Annotated in this window: 23 protein-coding genes; 14 read left to right on the top strand and 9 right to left on the bottom strand. The window is 71.7% G+C overall.

The annotated features are described in order from the left end of the window. Positions 1 to 15 precede the first annotated feature (15 nt). Genes larE through larC form a run of 3 tightly spaced genes read left to right on the top strand, consistent with a single transcriptional unit; the run spans position 16 to position 2,647 of the window. Positions 16 to 840, top strand: coding sequence for an ATP-dependent sacrificial sulfur transferase LarE (gene larE, locus C4T78_RS02465; RefSeq protein WP_235863078.1), 825 nt, complete (start codon positions 16 to 18; stop codon positions 838 to 840). Next, positions 837 to 1,505 (top strand): nickel pincer cofactor biosynthesis protein LarB, encoded by a 669-nt coding sequence (gene larB, locus C4T78_RS02470; protein WP_093347709.1) that lies wholly within the window; start codon positions 837 to 839, stop codon positions 1,503 to 1,505. Before larE ends, larB begins: the two co-directional genes overlap by 4 nt. Beyond that, a complete protein-coding gene (gene larC, locus C4T78_RS02475; RefSeq protein ID WP_093347706.1) occupies positions 1,502 to 2,647 on the top strand; it encodes a nickel pincer cofactor biosynthesis protein LarC in 1,146 nt (381 codons plus the stop codon). Before larB ends, larC begins: the two co-directional genes overlap by 4 nt. On the opposite strand, the gene C4T78_RS02480 is transcribed toward larC, so the two are convergent. Further along, the gene (locus C4T78_RS02480) at positions 2,629 to 3,093 is read right to left on the bottom strand and encodes a MarR family winged helix-turn-helix transcriptional regulator (RefSeq protein ID WP_093347702.1); all 465 of its coding nucleotides are present in this window, start codon (positions 3,091 to 3,093) and stop codon (positions 2,629 to 2,631) included. The two genes, larC and C4T78_RS02480, sit on opposite strands and share 19 nt — an antisense overlap. 81 nt (positions 3,094 to 3,174) lie before the next feature. Here C4T78_RS02480 and C4T78_RS02485 point away from each other — a divergent pair, with 81 nt between their 5' ends. The 3 genes from C4T78_RS02485 to C4T78_RS02495 all read left to right on the top strand — a co-directional run bounded on the left by C4T78_RS02485 (position 3,175) and on the right by C4T78_RS02495 (position 5,509). Next, positions 3,175 to 4,182 carry a hypothetical protein gene (locus tag C4T78_RS02485; protein WP_218161467.1) on the top strand — a complete coding sequence of 336 codons (1,008 nt, stop codon included), beginning with the start codon at positions 3,175 to 3,177 and terminating at the stop codon, positions 4,180 to 4,182. Positions 4,183 to 4,224: 42 nt separating this feature from the next. Then, positions 4,225 to 4,605, top strand: coding sequence for a nuclear transport factor 2 family protein (locus C4T78_RS02490; RefSeq protein ID WP_093347699.1), 381 nt, complete (start codon positions 4,225 to 4,227; stop codon positions 4,603 to 4,605). Between the two features lie 76 nt (positions 4,606 to 4,681). Then, complete coding sequence (locus C4T78_RS02495; RefSeq protein ID WP_093347697.1) at positions 4,682 to 5,509, top strand: SGNH/GDSL hydrolase family protein; 828 nt, start codon at positions 4,682 to 4,684, stop codon at positions 5,507 to 5,509. Here C4T78_RS02495 and C4T78_RS02500 read toward each other — a convergent pair. Genes C4T78_RS02500 through C4T78_RS02525 form a run of 6 tightly spaced genes read right to left on the bottom strand, consistent with a single transcriptional unit; the run spans position 5,484 to position 10,745 of the window. Further along, the gene (locus C4T78_RS02500) at positions 5,484 to 7,571 is read right to left on the bottom strand and encodes a xanthine dehydrogenase family protein molybdopterin-binding subunit (RefSeq protein WP_093347695.1); all 2,088 of its coding nucleotides are present in this window, start codon (positions 7,569 to 7,571) and stop codon (positions 5,484 to 5,486) included. The two genes, C4T78_RS02495 and C4T78_RS02500, sit on opposite strands and share 26 nt — an antisense overlap. Continuing rightward, positions 7,568 to 8,554 carry an FAD binding domain-containing protein gene (locus tag C4T78_RS02505; protein ID WP_093347694.1) on the bottom strand — a complete coding sequence of 329 codons (987 nt, stop codon included), beginning with the start codon at positions 8,552 to 8,554 and terminating at the stop codon, positions 7,568 to 7,570. The genes C4T78_RS02500 and C4T78_RS02505 overlap by 4 nt, the downstream gene beginning before the upstream one ends. Beyond that, complete coding sequence (locus tag C4T78_RS02510; RefSeq protein ID WP_093347692.1) at positions 8,551 to 9,042, bottom strand: 2Fe-2S iron-sulfur cluster-binding protein; 492 nt, start codon at positions 9,040 to 9,042, stop codon at positions 8,551 to 8,553. Before C4T78_RS02510 ends, C4T78_RS02505 begins: the two co-directional genes overlap by 4 nt. Positions 9,043 to 9,097: 55 nt before the next feature. Next, the gene (locus tag C4T78_RS02515) at positions 9,098 to 9,307 is read right to left on the bottom strand and encodes a hypothetical protein (protein ID WP_093347691.1); all 210 of its coding nucleotides are present in this window, start codon (positions 9,305 to 9,307) and stop codon (positions 9,098 to 9,100) included. 5 nt (positions 9,308 to 9,312) lie between these two features. Next, entirely contained in the window at positions 9,313 to 10,179 is an 867-nt protein-coding gene (gene ligD / locus C4T78_RS02520) for a non-homologous end-joining DNA ligase (protein WP_093347689.1), read from the bottom strand. Continuing rightward, on the bottom strand, positions 10,176 to 10,745 hold the full coding sequence (locus C4T78_RS02525; RefSeq protein ID WP_093347687.1) for a DNA polymerase ligase N-terminal domain-containing protein: 570 nt from the start codon (positions 10,743 to 10,745) through the stop codon (positions 10,176 to 10,178). Before C4T78_RS02525 ends, ligD begins: the two co-directional genes overlap by 4 nt. Before the next feature lie 174 nt (positions 10,746 to 10,919). On the opposite strand from C4T78_RS02525, the gene C4T78_RS02530 reads away from it, so the two are divergent. The 3 genes from C4T78_RS02530 (at position 10,920) to C4T78_RS02540 (ending at position 13,584) form a co-directional block, all read left to right on the top strand. Then, positions 10,920 to 11,135, top strand: coding sequence for a DUF8847 domain-containing protein (locus C4T78_RS02530; protein WP_093347684.1), 216 nt, complete (start codon positions 10,920 to 10,922; stop codon positions 11,133 to 11,135). Positions 11,136 to 11,237: 102 nt separating this feature from the next. Then, positions 11,238 to 12,719 carry a CoA transferase gene (locus C4T78_RS02535; protein ID WP_093347683.1) on the top strand — a complete coding sequence of 494 codons (1,482 nt, stop codon included), beginning with the start codon at positions 11,238 to 11,240 and terminating at the stop codon, positions 12,717 to 12,719. A 67-nt stretch (positions 12,720 to 12,786) separates the two neighbouring features. After that, positions 12,787 to 13,584: an exodeoxyribonuclease III gene (locus C4T78_RS02540; protein WP_093347678.1), complete on the top strand. Its 798-nt coding sequence runs from the start codon at positions 12,787 to 12,789 to the stop codon at positions 13,582 to 13,584. A 236-nt stretch (positions 13,585 to 13,820) separates the two neighbouring features. On the opposite strand, the gene C4T78_RS02545 is transcribed toward C4T78_RS02540, so the two are convergent. Next, on the bottom strand, positions 13,821 to 14,321 hold the full coding sequence (locus C4T78_RS02545) for an Lrp/AsnC family transcriptional regulator (RefSeq protein ID WP_093347676.1): 501 nt from the start codon (positions 14,319 to 14,321) through the stop codon (positions 13,821 to 13,823). A gap of 90 nt (positions 14,322 to 14,411) precedes the next feature. Here C4T78_RS02545 and pdhA point away from each other — a divergent pair, with 90 nt between their 5' ends. The 4 genes from pdhA (at position 14,412) to C4T78_RS02565 (ending at position 19,036) form a co-directional block, all read left to right on the top strand. Beyond that, positions 14,412 to 15,470, top strand: coding sequence for a pyruvate dehydrogenase (acetyl-transferring) E1 component subunit alpha (pdhA, locus tag C4T78_RS02550; RefSeq protein WP_093347674.1), 1,059 nt, complete (start codon positions 14,412 to 14,414; stop codon positions 15,468 to 15,470). Then, positions 15,470 to 16,489 carry an alpha-ketoacid dehydrogenase subunit beta gene (locus tag C4T78_RS02555; protein ID WP_093347673.1) on the top strand — a complete coding sequence of 340 codons (1,020 nt, stop codon included), beginning with the start codon at positions 15,470 to 15,472 and terminating at the stop codon, positions 16,487 to 16,489. The genes pdhA and C4T78_RS02555 overlap by 1 nt, the downstream gene beginning before the upstream one ends. Positions 16,490 to 16,620: 131 nt before the next feature. Next, complete coding sequence (locus tag C4T78_RS02560; protein ID WP_218161514.1) at positions 16,621 to 17,802, top strand: dihydrolipoamide acetyltransferase family protein; 1,182 nt, start codon at positions 16,621 to 16,623, stop codon at positions 17,800 to 17,802. Positions 17,803 to 17,902: 100 nt separating this feature from the next. Next, positions 17,903 to 19,036, top strand: coding sequence for a calcium:cation antiporter (locus tag C4T78_RS02565; protein ID WP_093347671.1), 1,134 nt, complete (start codon positions 17,903 to 17,905; stop codon positions 19,034 to 19,036). Between the two features lie 93 nt (positions 19,037 to 19,129). Here C4T78_RS02565 and C4T78_RS02570 read toward each other — a convergent pair whose 3' ends face one another. Next, positions 19,130 to 19,786 carry a hypothetical protein gene (locus C4T78_RS02570; protein ID WP_093348573.1) on the bottom strand — a complete coding sequence of 219 codons (657 nt, stop codon included), beginning with the start codon at positions 19,784 to 19,786 and terminating at the stop codon, positions 19,130 to 19,132. 85 nt (positions 19,787 to 19,871) lie between these two features. Between C4T78_RS02570 and C4T78_RS36275 the strand changes: the two genes are divergently transcribed. Next, positions 19,872 to 20,030, top strand: a complete 159-nt coding sequence (locus C4T78_RS36275) for a hypothetical protein (RefSeq protein ID WP_177247419.1) — start codon at positions 19,872 to 19,874, stop codon at positions 20,028 to 20,030. Positions 20,031 to 20,046: the final 16 nt, after the last annotated feature.

Genomic DNA, 20,046 nt, shown 5'->3' on the forward strand with positions numbered 1-20,046 from the left:
GGAAGGAGTGAGCCCGTGAGCGCGCCCGAACTCGATCGGCTCCGGCAGCGGATCAGCGAGGAGGACGCCATGGTGGTGGCGTTCTCCGGAGGTGTCGACTCGGCCCTGCTGGCGGCCGTGGCGCACGAGGTGCTCGGTGCCCGGATGCTGGCCGTCACCGCCGTCTCCCCCAGCCTGGCCGCCGCGGAACGGCGGCAGGCCAAGGAGTTCGCCCGCACCCGCGGCTTCGCGCACGTCGAGGTCTGCACCGACGAGGCGGAGCGGCCGGAGTACGCCGCCAACGACGGAAACCGCTGCTACCACTGCAAGTCCGCGCTGTTCGACGCCGTCGAGCCGCTGGCGGCGGCGATGGGCGCCCGGATCGCGCTGGGCACCAATCTCGACGATCTCGGCGATCACCGCCCCGGGCAGCAGGCGGCCGCGCAGCGCGGTGCGATCGCGCCGATGGTCGACGCCGGGCTGACCAAGGAAGCCGTTCGCCGGGCGAGCCGGGAACTCGGGCTCGGCACCGCGGACAAGCCCGCAGCAGCCTGCCTCGCCTCCCGCGTCGCCTACGGCGATCCGGTCACGCCGGAGGTCCTCGGGCGCATCGAGCGCGCGGAATCCGCGGTGCACGCAATGGGTTTCGGCGTGTGCCGGGTGCGGGCGCACGGTCAGGGCGCGGTGGCCCGGCTGGAGGTTCCCGAAGCCGACATCGAGCGCGCCGCCGCCCAGCACGCCGAGCTGGACCGGGTCGTGCGCGAGGCCGGTTTCCAGTTCTGCGCCGTGGACCTGGGCGGGTTCCGAAGTGGACGGATGAACGCGCTGCTGCCGCTGCTGCCGGTCCGGAGCGCGTCATGACCGGTTTCGCCGATCTCGGCTACGCGCGGGTCGACACCGACCGGGAGGCCAGGCAGGGCCTGCCCGAGGTGGTCTACGCACCGGGCAAGCAGCCCTCGGAGATCACCGGGATCGTCACCGAGCTGCTCGCCCGCAGCACCGGCCCGGTGCTGGTGACGCGGCTCGACGCCGACACCGCCGCGCAGGTCCGCGTGCCCGGCGGCGACTACGACGAGACCGCGCGCCTGCTGGTGTGGCGGCCTGCGCAGCCCCGGCCGTTCCGGGTGTGCATCGCGACCGCGGGCACCGCGGACTGGCCCGTCGCCGCCGAAGCCGAAGCGGTCTGCACCGCGATCGGCCTGACCACCCACGTCGTGCGCGACGTCGGAGTCGCCGGCATCCACCGGCTGCTGGCGGCGCGCGAGGACCTGGCGCGGGCGGACGCGGTGATCGTGGTGGCCGGCATGGAAGGCGCCCTGGCCAGCGCGGTCGGCGGCCTGGTGGCCTGCCCGGTGATCGCCGTGCCCACCTCGACCGGCTACGGCGCGGCGCTGGAGGGCGTGACGGCGCTGCTGGCCATGCTGACCTCGTGCGCGGCCGGGCTGACGGTGGTCAACATCGACTCCGGGTTCGGGGCGGCGATGGCCGCGCACCGGCTCGCCCACACCGCGGCAGGACTTCGATGATCCTCTGGCTCAACCCGGTCACCGGCGCATCCGGTGACATGCTGCTGGGCGCGCTGCTCGGGCTGGGCGCGCCGATCGACGAGGTCCGCGCCGCGATCGACTCGACGGGGCTCGCGGGCTGGCGGTTGCGCGCCGAGCAGGTCCAGGTCGACGGGATCGCGGCGACCAAGGCCGTGGTCGAGGTCGACGACACGAGCACCGAACGGCACGCCTCGGAACTGCTCGCCCGGGTGCGGCGAGCCCGGCCGGAGCCGGTCGCGGAACTGGCCGCCTCGGCTGTCCGCGCGATCGCCGAGGTGGAAGGCGCGCTGCACGGCCAGCACCCCGACGAAGTGCACCTGCACGAGATCGGCGGACTGGACACCGTCGTGGACACCGTGGGAGTGGCCGCCGCACTGCACGCTCTGGGCGTCACAGCAGTGCATTCCGCACCGCTGGCGCTCGGCAGCGGCACCGTTCGCTGCGCGCACGGCGTGCTCCCCGCTCCGGCTCCGGCGACGTTGCAGCTGCTGCGCGGCGCGGCGATCGTCGGCACCGATCTGCCCGGTGAGGCGGTGACACCGACCGGCGCCGCACTGCTGCGAGCGGCCGGGACCAGGTTCACCCCACCTCCGGCGATGATCGTGCAGGACACCGCGTACGGTGCCGGGAACCGGCGGTTCTCCCAGCGGCCCAACGTGCTTTCCGCGACCCTCGGCGCGCCGCTGAACGCCGCGGCCGAGCCGCTGGTGGCCCTGGAGTGCAATGTGGACGATGTGACCGGCGAGCTGCTCGGCCACGTCATCGACCGCGCGCTGCTGGCCGGTGCGGCTGATGCGTGGATCACCCCGGCGACGGCGAAGAAGTCCCGCCCCGCCCACGTGCTGCACGTCCTGTGCCGCCCGGAGAGGGAACCGGAGCTGACCGAGCTCGTGCTCGCCGAGACCGGCAGTCTCGGCATCCGCCGTCACCCGGTCGACCGGGTGGCGCTCCCCCGCCGCACCACGACGGTCACCGTGGAAGGCCACGAGATCCGCCTGAAGCACGGACCGTGGCGCACCAAACCCGAGCACGACGACGTGGTGGCGGCCGCGACCGCGCTCGGGCTCCCGCTCCGCACCGTCGCGGCCCGGGCTCTGGGCGCTCAGCCCTCGGAGCCGTGACGGACGATCTTGAGCAGCTGCGCGCGGAAGTGCTCGTAGTCGTCGACCACGCCCAGCAGCAGCTGGGATTCGCGCTCCTCCCGCCGCGCCTCGGCCAGGGTCCGGCGTCCCGCGTCGGTGATCTGCGCGATGGTCCGCCTGCGGTCGTCCGGGTCGACGCCGCGGGTGACCAGGCCGGTCCGCTCCAAGCGCTCGGTGGTGCGGCTCATCGTCTGGTCGGTGACGCGGCACAGCACCGCCAGCTCCCGCTGGGTGCGCGGCTGGGCCTGGAGGTGGTGCAGGACGATGAGCCCGGCGTGGGTCAGGTCGTGTCCGGCGAGGACGTCGTCGAACCGGGACTCGACGAGTCGCGCCGCGACCGAGAGCAGCCGGCCGGTCGGCCACGACGCCACGTCCTCCTCCGGCTCGCCGGCGACCGGCAGCACTGCGCGCTTCCTGCTGGGCATGGCTCATTCTCCCACCCCGCCCCAGCTCCTCCGCCGCACCGGACCAATTGTTCAGCATGCTGATCAATTACGATGTTCAGCGTGCTGAACAATCCGCGCAGCGTGCTCGGCTGGGGAATCCCGGTGTGCCTGCTGCTCACCGCCGGCGTCTGGCTGGGCGGCCGGTGGCTCGACGTCGAACTGCTCCCGGATCAGGGCGCCTCCTGGTACTACTGGAAACTCCCCGAACCCACGTTCTGGACCAGGGCGACGGCGTGGCTCGGATACCTCGCCCACCAGCTGTTCTCCTGGGGCCTCATCCACTACGCGCAGCGACGCGTCCGGCACTACGCGGACGGGCTGCACCCGGTCAACGTCGTCGCACTGGCCGGCAACTTCGCCTTCATCGCGCTGCACGAGGTGCAGAGCCAGCTGTTCTACGACGGGCTGGCCCAGGACGTCTCGATCTTCAGCTCGCAGGGCTCGGTGATCGTGCTGCTGATCGTCGTCCTGATCATGGAGAACCGGCGGCGCGGCATGTTCTTCGGCCGCCCGGCACCGATCTCCGCGGAGGTCGGCCGGTTCTTCCGGAAGTACCACGGCTACCTGTTCAGCTGGGCCGCGGTGTACACGTTCTGGTACCACCCGATGGAGAGCACCAGCGGCCACCTGATCGGCTTCGCCTACATGTTCCTCCTGCTGCTGCAGGGAAGCCTCTTCTACACCCGCACGCACACCTCCCGCTGGTGGACGCTGGCGCTGGAACTGCTGGTGGTCGTGCACGGCACCTTGGTCGCGGTGATGAACTCCGGCCCGGACGGGATGTGGCCGATGTTCCTGTTCGGCTTCCTCGGCGTCTTCGTCATCACGCAGATGCACGGCCTCGGCCTGTCCGCCCGCACCCGCTGGGTGCTCGCGGCGCTCTACCTCGGCAGCGCCTTCGCGGTGTACTCCAGCCGTTCGCTGGCCGATCTCGGCGAGATCGTGCGCATCCCGCTCATCGAGTACCTGGTGGTGGCGGTGGTCGCCCTGCTCACCTGGCTCGGTCTGCTCGGCCACCGGCTCATCCGGCGCCCGGCCGAGGTCGCGGCACCGGAGCGGACCGACTGACGATCACGCGCGGTCTCGGCAGGTGTGCCAGGCTCCGGTGGCATGGACTGGGAACGAGCACTCGCGTGGGTCGCCGACTACGAGCGGGCGTGGCGGGCGCCGGGCGTCGACGCCCTCGCGCAGCTCTTCACCGCCGACGCCACCTACCTGCAGGCGCCGTACGAGGAACCGCGCACCGGTCTGCCCGCGATCGCGCGGATGTGGGAGGACGAACGCACGGGACCGGACGAGCAGTTCCGGATGACCAGCGCTCCGGTGGCCCTCGAAGGTGACACCGCGGTCGTCCGCGTGGCGGTCCAGTACGGCGATCCGCCGGTTCAGGAGTACCGCGACCTGTGGGTCATCGGCTTCGCCGCGGACGGCAGGTGCCGGTCCTTCGAGGAGTGGCCGTTCTGGCCGGGCAAGGGCTACCAGGCCGGCTGAGGCGCGCCGATTCTTCGCCCACCGGTTGCCGGATCGTCACCGCCGCCTCATCGCGGCAGGGTGATCGCCGACCACCATGATCGTCGTGCAGGAGGCGATCCCGGCGGACCGGGCGGGTCCGCGACGAGTTCGCGCGCTGGCGGTCCTCGGCGACTCGGTCGGTGCGGGCATGGGCGACCCGGTGGCAGGCGGCTGGCGGGGCTTCGCGCCGCTGCTGGCCGAAGCGCTCGGCGCGGCTGAGCTGGCGAACGTGTCGTCCAGCGGAGCGCGCGTGGCCGACGTGCACAGCACCCAGCTGCCCGCGGCTCTGCGCGCCGCGCCGGAGGCCGCCGTGGTGCTGGTCGGCATGAACGACACGATGCGCTACGACTTCGACCCGCCGCGGCTGCGGCGGTTGCTGACCGACGTCGTGCGGGCGCTCACCGCGGCCGGGACGATCGTCGTGACGATCCGCTACCACGACCACGGGCGGGTCTTCCGGCTGCCCGGGCCGCTGCGCGCGGCGCTGGCCAGGCGGATCGACGCGCTCAACCGGATCCTGGAGGAGGTCGCCGAAGAGCACGCGGCGGGGATCGTGGACCTGGACCGGCTGCCCGGCGTCTACCACCCGAGGACGTGGAGCGTCGACCGGTTGCACCCGTCGGAGCTCGGGCACCGGCTGCTGGCCGCATCGCTGGCCGAGGAGTTCCAGACCGTCGGCGTCGCGGTGCCCGGCGAGGTCTCCCTGGCCGCTTCCGGCGGCATCCGGACCAGCGGTTTCGACCACCTGCGCTGGCTGGTCGGCAAAGGCCTCCCGTGGCTGCTCGTCCGCGGGCACTACCTGATCCGCTACTGCCTGCGGGTGCTGGTGCGCGCCGCGCTGCAGCGGTTCTCCGCGCCTAGCTCAGGAAGCGGTCCAGCGTGATCGGCAGGTCGCGGACGCGGATGCCGGTCGCGTGGTGCGCCGCGTTGGCGATCGCCGCCGCGGTGCCCACGATGCCCAGTTCGCCGATCCCCTTGGTGCCCATCGGGTTCACGTACGGGTCGTGCTCGTCGATCCAGTCCACCTCGATCTCACCGATGTCGGCGTTGGTCGCGATGTGGTAACCGGCGAAGTCGTGGTTGACCACGTGCCCGTAGCGCGGGTCCACCACGCTGTGCTCGTGCAGCGCCATGGACAGGCCCATGGTCATCCCGCCCAGCAGCTGCGACCGCGCCGTCTTGGCGTTGACCATCCGGCCGGCCGCGAAGATGCCCAGCATCCGCGGCACCCGCACCTCCCCGGTGTCGGCGTGCACCCGGACTTCGGCGAACTGCGCGCCGAAGCTGTGCATCGCCATCTGCCCGGCGTACGGGTTGTCCGGGAGCGCGCCGGTGACCTCGACGCCCTCGTCCGGGACCGGCTCGCCGCTCGGCAGCTGCGCGCGCAAGCGGCGCGCCGCGTCCACGATCGCCGAGCCCCAGCAAGTGATCCCGGTCGAACCGCCGGCACCGGAGGCGTAGGGCAGGTCGGTGTCGCCGATGCTCAGCTGGACATCGGACATCTCCACGCCCAGCGCGTCCGCCGCGATCTGGGTCAGCGCCGTCCACGCGCCGGTGCCGATATCGGCCGCGCCGATCAGCACCCGGTAGCGGCCGTCCGGCCGGGCCTGGATGGTGGCGCGCGTGCCCGGCATGCTGAACACCGGGTACGTCGAGGAGGCGACTCCGGTTCCCACCAGCCAGTGGCCGTCGCGACCGGAGCGCGGTGCGGGATCGCGCTGCGCCCAGCCGAAGCGCTGCGCGCCTTCGCGCAGGCAGGCCACCAGGTTCCGGCTGGAGAAGGGACGCCCGGTCGACGGGTCGGTGTCCGGCTCGTTGCGGATGCGGAACTCCACCGGGTCCAGGCCGCAGGCGATGGCCATCTCGTCCACCGCCACCTCCAGGCCGAACATGCCGGGGCACTCGCCCGGCGCCCGCATCCACGACGGCACCGGCACGTCCAGCTCGGCGACCCGGTGCGTGGTGCGGCGGTTGGGCGCGGCGTACATGGTGCGAGTGGGGACCGCGGTCTGCTCCACGAACTCCTTGATCCGGGAGGTCTGCGACACCGCGTCGTGGCTGATCGCGGTCAGCCGGCCCGCCGCGTCGCTGCCCAGCCGGAGGCGCTGGAGGGTGCCGGTGCGGTAGCCGACGATGGTGAACATCTGCTGCCTGGTCAGCACCAGCTTCACCGGCCGCGGCGCGACCAGCCGGGCGGCCATCGCGGCCAGCACCACGTGCGCGTGCGGTACGCCCTTGGCGCCGAAGCCGCCGCCGACGTGCGGGCACACCACGTGGATGCGCTGCTCGTCCAGGCCGAAGACCGCCGCGATGCTGTCCCGGACCCAGTGCACGCCCTGGGTGGAGTCGTAGAGGGTGAGGTCGCCGTCGGTCCAGCTGGCTATCGTGGCGTGCGGTTCCAGCGGGTTGTTGTGCTCCTGCGGCGTCGTGTAGACCTCGTCGACCACCACCGCGGCGCTGGCCAGCGCCGCGTCCACGTCGCCTTCGGCGGTGTCGGTCCGGAACCCGCCGTTGACCAGCTCCGGCTTGACCAGGTCCGGCCGGGCCGGGTGCAGGTCGACGTCGTGCTCCTGCTGCTCGTAGCCGACGTGCACCAGCTGCGCGGCCCGGCGCGCGGCCTCGACGCTCTCGGCGAGCACCGCCCCGATCAGCTGGCCGTGGAAGGCGATCTCCGGGGACTGCAGGATGGCCAGCTCGGCGTCCTGCGCCGAGGCCAGTTCCGGGGCGTTCTCGTGCGTGAGCACCGCGATCACGCCCGGTTCCCGCATCGCCTCGGCGGGATCGATGCCGGTGATCCGGCCGCGCGTGATCTCGGCCTGCAGCGGGAAGGCGTGCACCGGCTGGTCGACCGGGTGCTCCGCGGCGTACAACGCCGCGCCCCGGACCTTCTCCGCGCCGTCGATGCGGTCCACGGGAGCGCCGATGATGCTGGTCGTCGCGGTCATCGCGGCACCCCCGAGAGCTCGGAAAGCACGCTGACGATCATGTTGCGCGCCAAGGGGACCTTGAACTCGTTGCCGGGCAGCGGCCTCGCCCCGGCGAGCTCGGCGTCGGCGGCCCGGCGGAACCCCTCCACCGACGCTTCGGCACCGCGCAGCACCGCTTCGGCCTCGGTCGCCCGCCACGGCTTGTGCGCGACGCCGCCCAGCGCCAGGCGGACATCGCGCACGACGCCGTCAGCGGTGTCGACCGCCGCGGCCACCGACACCAGCGCGAAGGCGAAGGACGCGCGGTCGCGGGCCTTGCGGTAGCGGGAGTTGGTGGCGAAGTCCAGCTGCGGGACGTCGACCGAGGTGATCAGCTCGCCGTGCTCCAGCACCGTGTCCCGCTCCGGTTCGTCACCGGGCAGCCGGTGCAGGTCCACCAGCGGGATCGCCCTCGGCCCGCGCGGCCCCTCCGTGTTGACCACGGCGTCGAGAGCCGCCAGCGCGACGGCCATGTCCGACGGGTGGGTGGCGATGCAGGCTTCGGAAGCGCCGAGGACGGCGTGGTCGCGCTGGAAGCCCTCCCGCGCCGAGCAGCCGGTGCCCGGTTCGCGCTTGTTGCAGGGCGTGTTGAGGTCCTGGAAGTAGGGACATCTGGTGCGCTGCAACAAGTTCCCGCCGGTCGTGGCGAGGTTGCGCAGCTGTCCTGACGCACCGGCCAGGACCGCCTGCGACAGCACCGGGAACCGCCGGCGGATCACCGGGTCGGCGGCCAGCGCGCTGTTGGTCACCGCCGCGCCGATCCGCACGAAGTCCGGGTGCGCTTCGATCCGGTCGGAGGTCAGCTGCCGGACGTCGACCAGCAGGTCGGGCACCTCGACCTCCAGCTTCATCAGGTCGACCAGGTTGGTGCCACCGGCCAGGTACGCCGCCTCGGGCGCCTCGGCGAGCGCGCTCACCGCGCTGCCGATGTCCGGGGCGTGCTGGTAGCGGAACGGCCTCATCGCTGCGCGACCTCCACGATCGCCGGGATCATGTTGGCGTAGGCGCCGCAGCGGCACAGGTTGCCGCTCATCCGCTCGCGAACCTCGTCGCTGAGCTCCGCGGCGTCGGGGGTGACCGCGCTGGGCTCCCCCTCGCGCATCTCCTGCATCATGCCCACCGCGGACACCACCTGACCCGGTGTGCAGTAGCCGCACTGGAACGCGTCGTGCTCGATGAACGACCGCTGCAGCGGGTGCATGTCCGCGTCGGCCAAGCCGTCGGCGGTGCGCAGGTTCGCGCCGTCGTAGGCCACCGCCAGCATCAGGCAGCTGTTGACCCGGCGATCGCCGAGCAGCAGCGTGCACGCACCGCACTGGCCGTGGTCGCAGCCCTTCTTCGGGCTGGTGATGCCGAGCCGCTCGCGCAGCGCGTCCAGGACCGTGGTGCGGGTGTCGACGACGAGGCTGTGCTCGACGCCATCCACGACGAGGGTGATCTCGGTGTCCAAAGCGCCTCCCCTCAAGAGCTGCCAACCAGGCGTACCCGCCTCCCGGACCCCGCATTCACCCGTTCTCGTCCGGCACCTCCTCGCTGAGCCGCTCGTCGAGGGACTCGCCCTCGCGCTCCTCCCGCGGCGTCGGACGGCTCTCGGTCTCCCGGGTCCACCGGTCCGGCGGCTGCACTCCGCGCTCCACCGGGTCATCGCCGAGCTCCTCCTCGTCGAGGCGCTCAGCTCCCTGCAAGGTCTCGGGTTCTTCGGGTTGCTCGGTCATCCTGCTCATCTCCGTTCGGTCAGATCCGCCCACGGATCGCTCTTCTGCGCCAGCCTGCGCGCCATGTTGGCCAGGCCGTAGGACTGCGGTTCCGCGCGACCGAGCTCGTCGATGTCCAGCGGGGTCGCCGCCGGGGCACCGGGCCGGGCGCGCAGCGAGTAGGGCGCGATCGCGGTCTGGCCGTAGGCGTTGCGGTTGGTGTCCAGGAAGATCCGGTCGCCCCGCTGGTCCTTGCGCTGCTCGGTGGTCAGGCGCCGCGGTTCGTCGCGGACCGCTTCCTCGGCCAGCTCGCGCAGGTCGGCCCGGACCTCGTCGAACTCGCGCTCGGCGCGCAGCGGCGCGGCGACGTGGAAGCCCCGGCCACCGGTGGTCTGCACGTGCGGGTCCAGCCCGGCGTCGCGGAAGCGCTCGCACATCCGGCGGGTCACCTGGCGCAGCTCGGTCAGCCCGGTGCCCTCCGGCGGATCCAGGTCGAGCACCACCAGCACCGGCCGCTCCAGGTCGTCCACTGTGGATAGCCCGAGGTGGAACTCCAGGCAGGCCTGCCCGGCCAGGTAGAGCAGCGTCGCGGCGTCGTCGACGACCACGTGGTGCACCACACCGCGCGCACCGCGCTGCGGCACCGACACCACCCGGATCCAGTCCGGGAAGTAGTCCGAGGCCTCCTTCTGGAAGAACCCGCCGTCGCCGATCCCGTCCGGGAAGCGGCGCAAGGTCAGCGGTCTTCCCCTGCTGTGCGCGATCATCACCTCGGCCACGGACCGGTAGTAGTCCATCACGTCCTGCTTGCGGTAGCCGCTGCCGGGGTAGAGCACCTTGTCCGGATTGGACACGTCGAACCGGTGCCCGTCGGCCTCCCACCGCGCGCTCATCGGAGCTCGTCGTTCGTCCGGCCGGAGCGGACCGACTCCGGCTGGGTGCTCACCGGGTTCCGGCGCCGATCGGCACCGTCGTCGTCCACCTTCACCAGCAGCCACTGCTCCTTCCCGCGGAAATCGGTGCGCGTGAGCGCGAAATCGCCGTGCAGCTTCGTGCCGTGCAACCGCACCTTGACGTGCCCGGCCGCGAGCGCGTCGGCCATCGGCACCGGTTCGCCGTCGCGCTCGGTGTCGTTGCGGTAGGTGCCGGTGTCCCAGACGCTCACCGTGCCCGCGCCGTAGCCCTCCGGGATCTCGCCCTCGAAGTCGGCGTAGTCCAGCGGGTGGTCCTCGGTCGGCGTCGCCAGCCGCTTGTCGCGCGGGTCGAGCGACGGGCCCTTCGGCACCGCCCAGGACTTGAGCACGCCGTCCACCTCGAGCCGGAAGTCGTAGTGCAGACTGGAGGCGTCGTGCCGCTGCACCACGAAGCGCGGCCGGTCCCCGGGTTCACCTCCGCTGGGCTCCCCGGACCGCCGCAGGTCGCGCTTGCGCCGGTAGGTTCCGAGTCCGTCCTCAGCCATGCCCCGGTCCTACCCGGAGTGTTCGTCCGCTAACCAAGAGCGACCGACCGCGATGCGAAAACCGCCTGCTGACACGTCAAGTTGAGACGATCGGGTGAAACCTGGAACCAATCGGCGGCGCATTTGTTCCTATGGGGCGAGGAAAAGCGTTGTCGCCAGCCAGGGAGACCACCAATGCAGCAGCACGTGCACGCCGAACTGATCGGCGGCCCGGAGGACGGCCGGTCGTTCATCATCCCCGCGCCGGAGGCGGACTTACCCCTCGGTCAGTTCACCTTCCCCTCCCCGCGAGATGGCGAGTCGCCGTGCGCGCGCTACGACCGGCACGACCGCCGCGCCGATGGCGTCTGGCGCTACCAGTACGCAGGAGAGCCCGCCATCCGCTCGTGACCGCCGCGATCACGCCGCGTCCCCGAATCGGTCAAGTCACCCGACCCACCTCTAGTTAGCATCGATAACGAACCTGGTTCGCCGATGCACCCTGGAGGCACCATGCCGCTGACCGAGCGGATCACCGGCGCAGTGGCCGCGCCCGCGACCGATGACGAGTTCGACCCGCTCGCCGAGCTGGCCGAAGTGCTCGCCGGAGTCGGCCTGAGCCCGACCGACGCGGGCGGGCGGATCACCTTCCGCGGCGCCGACCCGGTGGTGCCCAGCACGCTGCGGCTCGGCGGCGCCGCCGGCATCGCACTGGCCGCGAAGTCGGTGGCGATGGCCAAGATCTGGCAGCTGCGCGGCGGTTCCGGCCAGGACATCGCGGTCGACCTGCGTCGCACGCCGCACCGGTTGTGCCCGTTCTACGACCGCAAGTGGGAGCTGCTCAACGGCTATCCGGCGAGCAGCCCGGCCAACGTCGGCAACGCGCTCGGCTTCGCCTTCTACCGCACCGCGGACGACCGCTGGGTGATGCCGCTCAACCCGTACCCGAAGCTGAGGGTCGCCACCCAGAAGCTGCTCGGCGTGCCCGACGACGCCGACGCGGTGGCCGAGGCCATCGCCGGGTGGCGGGCCCGCGACCTGGAGGACGCCGGGGCCGAGGCGGGCGTGGTGATGCCGATGCTGCGCACCCCGGCAGAGCTGTTCACCGAGCCGCACTACCAGGAATCGCTGGTCCACCAGCCGCTGATCGAGGTCACCAGGATCGGCGACAGCGAGCCCGAGCCGTTCCGGCCCGGCGCCGCCCCGCTGGACGGCGTCCGGGCGCTGGGCATGGGCCATGTGATCGCCGGCGCGGGCGCCGGGCGGGCGCTGGCGCTGCACGGTGCCGACGTGCTCAACCTGTGGCGGCCCGACGAGCTGGAGCACGACACCACCTACGTCACCGCCAACGTCGGCGTGCGCTCGTCCACAGTGGATCCCCACCGCGATGGCGGACGGCAGCTGATCCAGCGGTTGCTCGCCGGCGCGGACGTCTTCTTCGCCAACCGGCGTCCCGGCTACCTGGAGCGGATCGGCCTGTCAGCGGAGCAGGCCGCGGCAGCGCGGCCGGGCATCATCCACGTCACGACCTCCTTCAACGGCCGCACCGGGCCGTGGGCCCAGCGGGTCGGCTTCGACCAGTCCGCGGGCAGCGTGGTGGGCATGATGAACCTCGAAGGCGACGGAGAAACCCCGCAGCTGCCGCCGATCCTGGTGGTCAACGACTACATCGTGTCCTGGCTGATGGCCGTCGGTGCCGCCCAGGCGCTCATCCGCCGCGCCACCGAAGGCGGCAGCTACCGCGTGCACGTCTCGCTGACCCGCGCGGCGCTGTGGATCCTGAGCATGGGCGTCTTCGACCGCGACTACGCCCGCTCCATCGCCGGCACCGGCGAGGAGCACGCCTACCTCGCTCCGGAGACCTTCACCGCCGACACCCCGCTCGGCCGCTACCAGGGCGTCACCGACCAGGTCCGGATGAGCGAAACGCCCGGCGACTACCGCCCGGTCCTGGTCCCCCGCGGTTCCTCCCGGCCGGAGTGGCTGCCCCGCTGACCGCCCGCCGGGGCGACCTCCACAAGCCCCCGGCTGATCTGACAGGGGCGTGTGGGAAGGTGCTGATGTGCGCATCGCGAGCTGGAACGTCAACTCCGTCGGGGCCCGGTTGCCGAAGCTGGTCGACTGGCTGGGCACCGCCGAGCCGGACGTGCTGTGCCTCCAGGAACTCAAGTGCGCCGAGGACGCCTTCCCGTACGACGAGATCGGCGCGCTGGGTTACGAGGTCGCCGCGCACGGCACCGGTCGGTGGAACGGCGTGGCGGTGCTGTCCAAGGTCGGCATCGAGGACGTCCGCCGCGGACTGCTCGACGAGCCCGGTTTCCTCGCCGACGGCGCGATGTTCGAGGCGGTGGAGCCGCGCGCGATCGGCGCCACCTGCGGTGGCGTCCGCGTCTGGTCGGTGTACGTGCCCAACGGCCGCGACATCACCCACGCGCACTACGCCTACAAGCTGCGCTGGCTCGACGCGCTGCGCGCCACCGCCGCCGAGGAGCTGGCCGAGCTGCCGTTCGCCGTCCTCGGCGACTTCAACATCGCCCCGACCGACGCCGACGTCTGGGACATCGCCGAGTTCGCGGGCTGCACCCACGTCACCGAGGAGGAGCGCAAGGCCCTCACCGCGCTCGGCGAGATCGGCCTGGCCGAGGTCCTCCCGCGCGCTCTGAAGTACGACGTGCCCTTCACCTACTGGGACTACCGCGCACTGCGCTTCCCCAACAACCAGGGCATGCGCATCGACCTGGCCTACGGTAACGAGCGCTTCACCGCGGCGGTCACCGACGCCTACGTCGACCGCAACGCCCGCAAGGGCAAGGGCACCTCCGACCACGCCCCGGTGGTCGTGGACCTCGACCTCCCCTGACGGGCCCCAGGACCCGGCACTCCCAGAAGACCTGGTACCCCATCGGCGTGCCCACCACCCGACACGCCGACGGCGCGTCGGAAGTAACGCAATTTCAATTGAAATTGGACCTCTGATTTCAATTGAAATTGCGGTTTTCGTCCACATCCGTCGGCGCATCGGGGGGGGGGTGACGCGCCGACGATCCGCAAATTCCATTGAAATCGACGCTCTGATTTCCATTGAAGTTGCGCGGATCAGGTGTGCTCCGGTTCGAACTCGTCGAAGATCAGCCAGGTGTGGCAGGTGCGCACGCCCGGTAGCGACTGGATGTGGTCGAAGACCAGGTTGCGCAGGGACACGTTGTCCTCTGTGCGCACCCGGACCACGATGTCGAACTCCCCCGCCACCAGCGCCACGTGCTCGACCGAGTCGATCGCGGCCAGCCTGCGGGACACCTCGCGCCAGGTGTCCTGCTCGATGGACAGCCCGATCAGCGCCGCGGTGCCCAGCCCGGCCTTGGTCGGCTCGACGCGGGCGTGGAAACCGGTGATCACCCCGCTGTCGAGCAGCCGGTCCAGCCGCCCGTGCGCATTGGTGCGGGAGATGTTGACCCGCTCGGCCAGCGTGCGGATGGACATCCGGCCGTCGCGGGCCAGCTCGTCGACGATGCGCGCGTCGATGTCGTCCAGCGCCGGAGCCGATCGTCCGGTCCGGGCGCGCCGGAGGCCGCTCCCGCCGGACTTCTGGTCGATCATCACGTGCTCCTGAAGCCGTTCGTTCCGATTGCTCGCCGATGACTTGTATCACATGGCACCGCTGGCCGACGATCTCAAGCCAGTCGTCCAATGGAGGTGTCGACCGTGGAATGGCTTCCGTCGAGCAGTCCGGTGCAGCTGCCGGATCCGAACCACCCGGCGCCGGAGCCGTCCCGGCTGCTGGCCGCCTACCGGGCGATGGTCGTGGGCCGCCGGTTCGACGCGCAGGCCACCACGCTCACCAAGCAGGGCCGGCTGGCGGTGTACCCGTCCTCGCGCGGCCAGGAGGCCTGCCAGGTCGGCGCCGCGCTGAGCATCGGCGCGCAGGACTGGCTGTTCCCCACCTACCGGGACTCGGTGGCGCTGGTGACCCGCGGCATCGATCCGGTGGAGGTGCTGACGCTGCTGCGCGGGGACTGGCACTGCGGCTACGACGTGCCGAGCACCCGCACCGCACCGCAGTGCACGCCGCTGGCCACCCAGACCTTGCACGCGGTCGGCCTGGCGCACGGCGAGGCCCGCAAGGGCCGCGACACGGTCGCGCTGGCGCTGATCGGCGACGGCGCCACCAGCGAGGGCGACTTCCACGAGGCGCTGAACTTCGCCGCGGTGTTCCGCGCACCGGTGGTGTTCCTGGTGCAGAACAACGGTTATGCGATCAGCGTGCCGCTGGCCAAGCAGTCCGTCGCGCCGTCCTTGGCGCACAAGGGAATCGGCTACGGCGTGCGCAGCGAGCAGGTGGACGGCAACGACGCGGCGGCCGTGCTGTCGGTGCTGGACACCGCCGTGGCCCACGCGCGGTCCGGCGGTGGGCCGTTCCTGATCGAGGCGCACACCTACCGGATGGAGGCGCACACCAACGCCGACGACGCCGGGCGCTACCGCTCGCCCGACGAGGTCGAGCAGTGGCGGCAGCGGGACCCCATCGACCGGCTGGAGCGCCAGCTGCGCGAGAGCGGGCACCTCGACGACACCGCGGTCGAGCAGATCGCCGCGGAGGCCGAGGAGTTCGCCGTGCAGGTCCGCAGCCGCATGCAGGCCGAGCCGAGCACCGACCCGGCGGACCTCTTCCGCCACGTCTACGCCGAGCCGACCCCGCAGCTGACCGAGCAGCTCGCCCAGCTCCGAGCCGAACAGGAGGCGTTGTGATGGCACCGACCAGCATGGCGCAGGCGCTCAACGCGGCGCTGCGCGACGCGATCGCCGAGGACGAGCGGGTCGTGGTCTTCGGCGAGGACGTCGGCAAGCTCGGCGGGGTCTTCCGGATCACCGACGGCCTGCAGGACGCCTTCGGCGAGGACCGCTGCTTCGACACCCCGCTGGCCGAGTCCGGCATCGCCGGGTTCGCCGTGGGCATGGCGATGGCCGGGTTCCGCCCGGTGGTGGAGATGCAGTTCGACGCCTTCGCCTTCCCCGCCTTCGAGCAGGTCGTCTCGCACGTGGCCAAGATGCGCAACCGAACCCGCGGCGCGGTGGCGCTGCCGATGGTGATCCGGATCCCGTTCGCGGGCGGCATCGGCGGCGTCGAGCACCACTGCGATTCCAGCGAGGCCTACTACGCGCACACCCCCGGCCTGAAGGTCGTCACCCCGTCCGGCGCGGCCGATGCGTATTCGCTGCTGCGCGAGGCGATCGAGGACCCGGATCCGGTGGTGTTCCTGGAGCCCAAGAAGCTCTACTGGTCCAAAGAGGACGTCGAACTGCCGGTGACCACCGAGCCGATCGGCCGCGCCGCGATCCGCAGGCGGGGCCGCGACGCCACGCTGATCGCCTACGGCCCCAGCGTCGCGCTGGCGATGGAGTCGGCGGCGGCCGCGGCCGAGGAGGGCTGGGACGTGCAGGTCGTCGACGTGCGCAGCCTGGTGCCCTTCGACGACGAGACGGTGACCGCCGCGGTCCGCGAGACCGGCCGGTGCGTGGTGCTGCAGGAAGCGCAGGGATTCGCCGGGGTCGCCGCGGAGATCGCGGCCCGCGTGCAGGAGCGCTGCTTCCACTCGCTGTCCGCCCCGGTGCTGCGCGTCTCCGGCTTCGACGTCCCGTACCCGCCCCCCAAGCTGGAGCACAGCCACCTGCCCAACGTTGACCGCGTGCTCGATGCCCTGGCCCGGCTCCAGTGGGACGACCAGCCCGACGTGAAGTGGCTCGACGCACGGGAGGGAGCAGCGTGAACAGCCCTGCACCGCTCAACCGCACCTCAGTGGACCGTGACGCAACCCGGCCGCAAGAAACCCCTGAAACGCAGGACCGAACCCGAAACGCAACCACCACGGCGAATCGCAAAGAGGCGGGGCAGTTCACCCTGCCGGACCTGGGCGAGGGGCTCACCGAGGCGGAGATCGTCCGCTGGCACGTCGCGGTCGGCGACCGCGTCGCGGCGGACCAGGTGGTCGTCGAGGTGGAGACCGCGAAGGCGGTCGTGGACGTGCCGTGCCCGCTGGCCGGAGTCGTCGAGGCGCTGCACGGCGAGCCCGGTGACGTGATCGCGGTGGGCGCCCCGCTGACCACGATCAGCGGCGACTCCTCCCCGCACGAGCAGCACCGGACCGAGGAGCGGGCCGGATCGGGCAACGTGCTCGTCGGTTACGGGACCGGTACCGCGGCGCGGAGGCGCCGCCAGCGGGTCCGGCCGCAGCACGCCGTGGCACGGCCCGCGACGGGTGCCCCGCGCGTGCTGTCGCCGATCGTGCGCCGGCTGGCCAAGCAGCACGGCGTCGATCTGTCCAGTGTGGATGGTTCAGGCCCGGGCGGGGTGATCCTGCGCCGCGACGTGGAGGCCGCCCGGCTGCCGGAGCCGGAGCGGGACGAGGTGCGCATCCCGCTGCGCGGGCTGCGCGGCGCGGTGGCCGACAAGCTCACCCGCAGCCGCCGCGAGATCCCGGACGCGACCACGTGGGTGGACGTCGACGCGACCCGGCTGCTGGAGGCCCGCGACGAGCTGAGATCGCGCGGCATCGGGCTGCTGGCGCTGCTCGCGCGGTTCTGCGTCGTCGGGCTGCGCCGGTTCCCGGAGCTCAACTCCTCCGTGGACACCGAGCGGGACGAGATCGTCCAGCACAGCCGCATCGGCCTCGGCTTCGCCGCCCAGACCCCGCGCGGCCTGGTGGTGCCGGTGGTCCGCGACGCGCACGAGATGACCACCGCGCAGCTCGCCGAGGCGATCGCCCACCGCACCGAACGGGCCCGCGCGGGCGAGCTCGAACCGAAGTACCTCACCGGCGGCACCTTCACGCTCAACAACTACGGCGTGTTCGGCGTGGACGGCTCGACGCCGATCATCAACCACCCGGAGGCGGCGATCCTCGGCGTGGGCCGCATCGTCGACAAGCCCTGGGCCCACCGGGGCGAGCTGGCGCTGCGCAAGGTCACCCAGCTGTCGCTGACCTTCGACCACCGCGTCTGCGACGGCGGCACGGCGGGCGGGTTCCTCCGCCACCTGGCGGACTGCGTGGAGAATCCCATCACAGCTCTCGCCGACGTCTGAGGCACCGCGGCTAAAATGGGGGCACGGCAAGGCGCGAGCGGGACGACCCGTGAGCGAGGACGCGAGCAGGGACGGCCCCGCAGATTGCAGGTCCACATCCGTGCGGACAGCATCCACCCACCGGACCGTCATCACACCCGCGGTGATCTTCCGGCTGCTGCTGGGCTGGGGTGCCTTCGCCGGCGTCCTGCTCGCCGAACCGGTCCTCTCCGCGCACCTGCCGGGCCCCGCGCTGATCGGTGTGCTCGCGGGCATCATCGCCGTGATCGTCGTCTGCGCCTTCGGCGTGGTCACCCAGGCCGAGCACCTGGCGCACCGCCTGGGCGACCCCTACGGCACGCTCGTGCTGACGCTGTCCATCGTGCTGATCGAGGTCGTCCTGATCTCCGCGGTGATGCTCGGCCCCGGCGAGCACGCCACCATCGCCCGCGATTCGGTGATGGCGGTATCGATGATCATCATGAACCTGGTCATCGGCGTCGCGCTGCTCGTCGGCGGGACGCGGCACGACGACCTGGAACCCAACCGCACCGGCGTCTCGGCCTACCTGTCCCTGCTCGTGGTGCTCTCGACGCTCGCCTTCGCCCTGCCCGGCCTCATCGGCACCGGTGGTGCCTACCGGCCGGCGCAGGCGATCCCGGTCATCGCACTGACCGTGCTGCTGTACGCGTACTTCCTGCACCGGCAGATGGGCGAGCAGCGCGCGGACTTCCAGGAGGTCTCCGCCTCCCCCGGCGCGGACGAGGAGCGGCCGGCGATCTCCGAGGTGCTGTCGAAGCACCGTTCCGAGATCGTCCTGCGCGCGGTCGTCCTCGTGCTGACCGTGGTGCCCATCGTGCTGCTCTCGCACGACATGGCCGCGCTGCTCGACGACGGTCTCGGCCGCGCCGGGGCGCCCGTGGCGCTCTCGGGCATCCTCATCGCCATGATCGTGTTCCTGCCGGAGACGATCACCGCGGTGCGGGCCGCGCACACCGGGGAGATCCAGCGGGTGAGCAACCTCTGCCACGGCGCGCTGGTGTCGACGGTCGGCCTGACCATCCCGGCAGTGCTGACCATCGGGCTGCTGACCGGGCAGACCGTGGTGCTCGCGGAGAGCCCGGCCAACCTGGTGCTCCTCGGCATCACCATGCTGCTGTCGATCACGACGTTCGCGGGCAAGAAGGTCACGCCGCTCCACGGAGCGGCGCACCTCCTCGTCTTCCTCGTCTACGGCCTCGCCGTGTTCTCATGAGGTCTCGCAGGCTGTTGGTGGTCGCCTTGCTCAGGTGGCCGCTCCCCTGAACCGCGGGTGCCGGCGCTTGCACGAAATTCGCCGACAGTGCTCTCAGGCGTCCTCGGCCGCGACCGCGTGGTCGTAGTAGCCGAGGACGCCCTTGGCCCCGTGGAGCGCGAAATCGGCTTCCGGCGTCTGGGGCTCGCCCGCCGCTTCGATGGCCCCGCGCAGGATCACGTTGACCAGGTCGTCCAGGTTCCGCCAGCGGGCGGCGGGGTCCTCGACGTCCTGCGTCTCCGGCGCGAAGTCCGTTTCGCAGCGGCGGATTCCCTCGCGCAGCCGGCGGATCAGCTTCATGAACGTGCCGTGCCCGTAGGAGGGCACCAGGTCGTCGGCGCGGGATGCCAGCAGCCCGGCCATGTAGGTGATGTCCTCCACGTGGTTACCGAGCCACTTGCGGCGCCGGTAGACACCGCCGAGCTCCGGCCAGCGCTTGCGCGCCGCCTGACGGGTCCGCCCGGTGACCGCGCTCAGGTCGGCCAGGCTGGCGCCCAGCCACACCGACTCCTCGGCGGCTTCCGCGGTCTGCCGCAGCGCCGCCTCCGCCACCTTCTCCTCGACGTCCAGCGCGGCCCGGAACCTGCCCAGCGCGCGCAACCGCCGCTCCTGCTCGTCGCCGACGTCGCTGGCCTTGGGCCCCGGGTCGGCCACCTCGGCCGGTGCACCGGCCATCTGCCGCACCAACTGCTCGACTTCGTTCGCCGTCATCTTCACACCCCTCTGTGAACCTGCGGTTTACAGTACCACGTGTAAACCTAGGGTTCACAGCGAAATTTTTCCGGAGTTCGCCGAAGTGATCGCTGAACTGCGGATTCCGCTGAAACCGGACATCGGCCCGAACTCCGGCCCGGCGGCGTTTCCGCAGGTCGGAGCAAATGCGAAGGCACTGTTCACGTTTGACTCCGGTTCTCCGGCCGGGCAGGATCGAATCACTCCCAAAACAGCCCCCTGACCTGGGGTTTCTTCGT

This window comes from Saccharopolyspora kobensis (assembly GCF_900108315.1).
GTDB classification, from domain to species: domain Bacteria; phylum Actinomycetota; class Actinomycetes; order Mycobacteriales; family Pseudonocardiaceae; genus Saccharopolyspora; species Saccharopolyspora kobensis.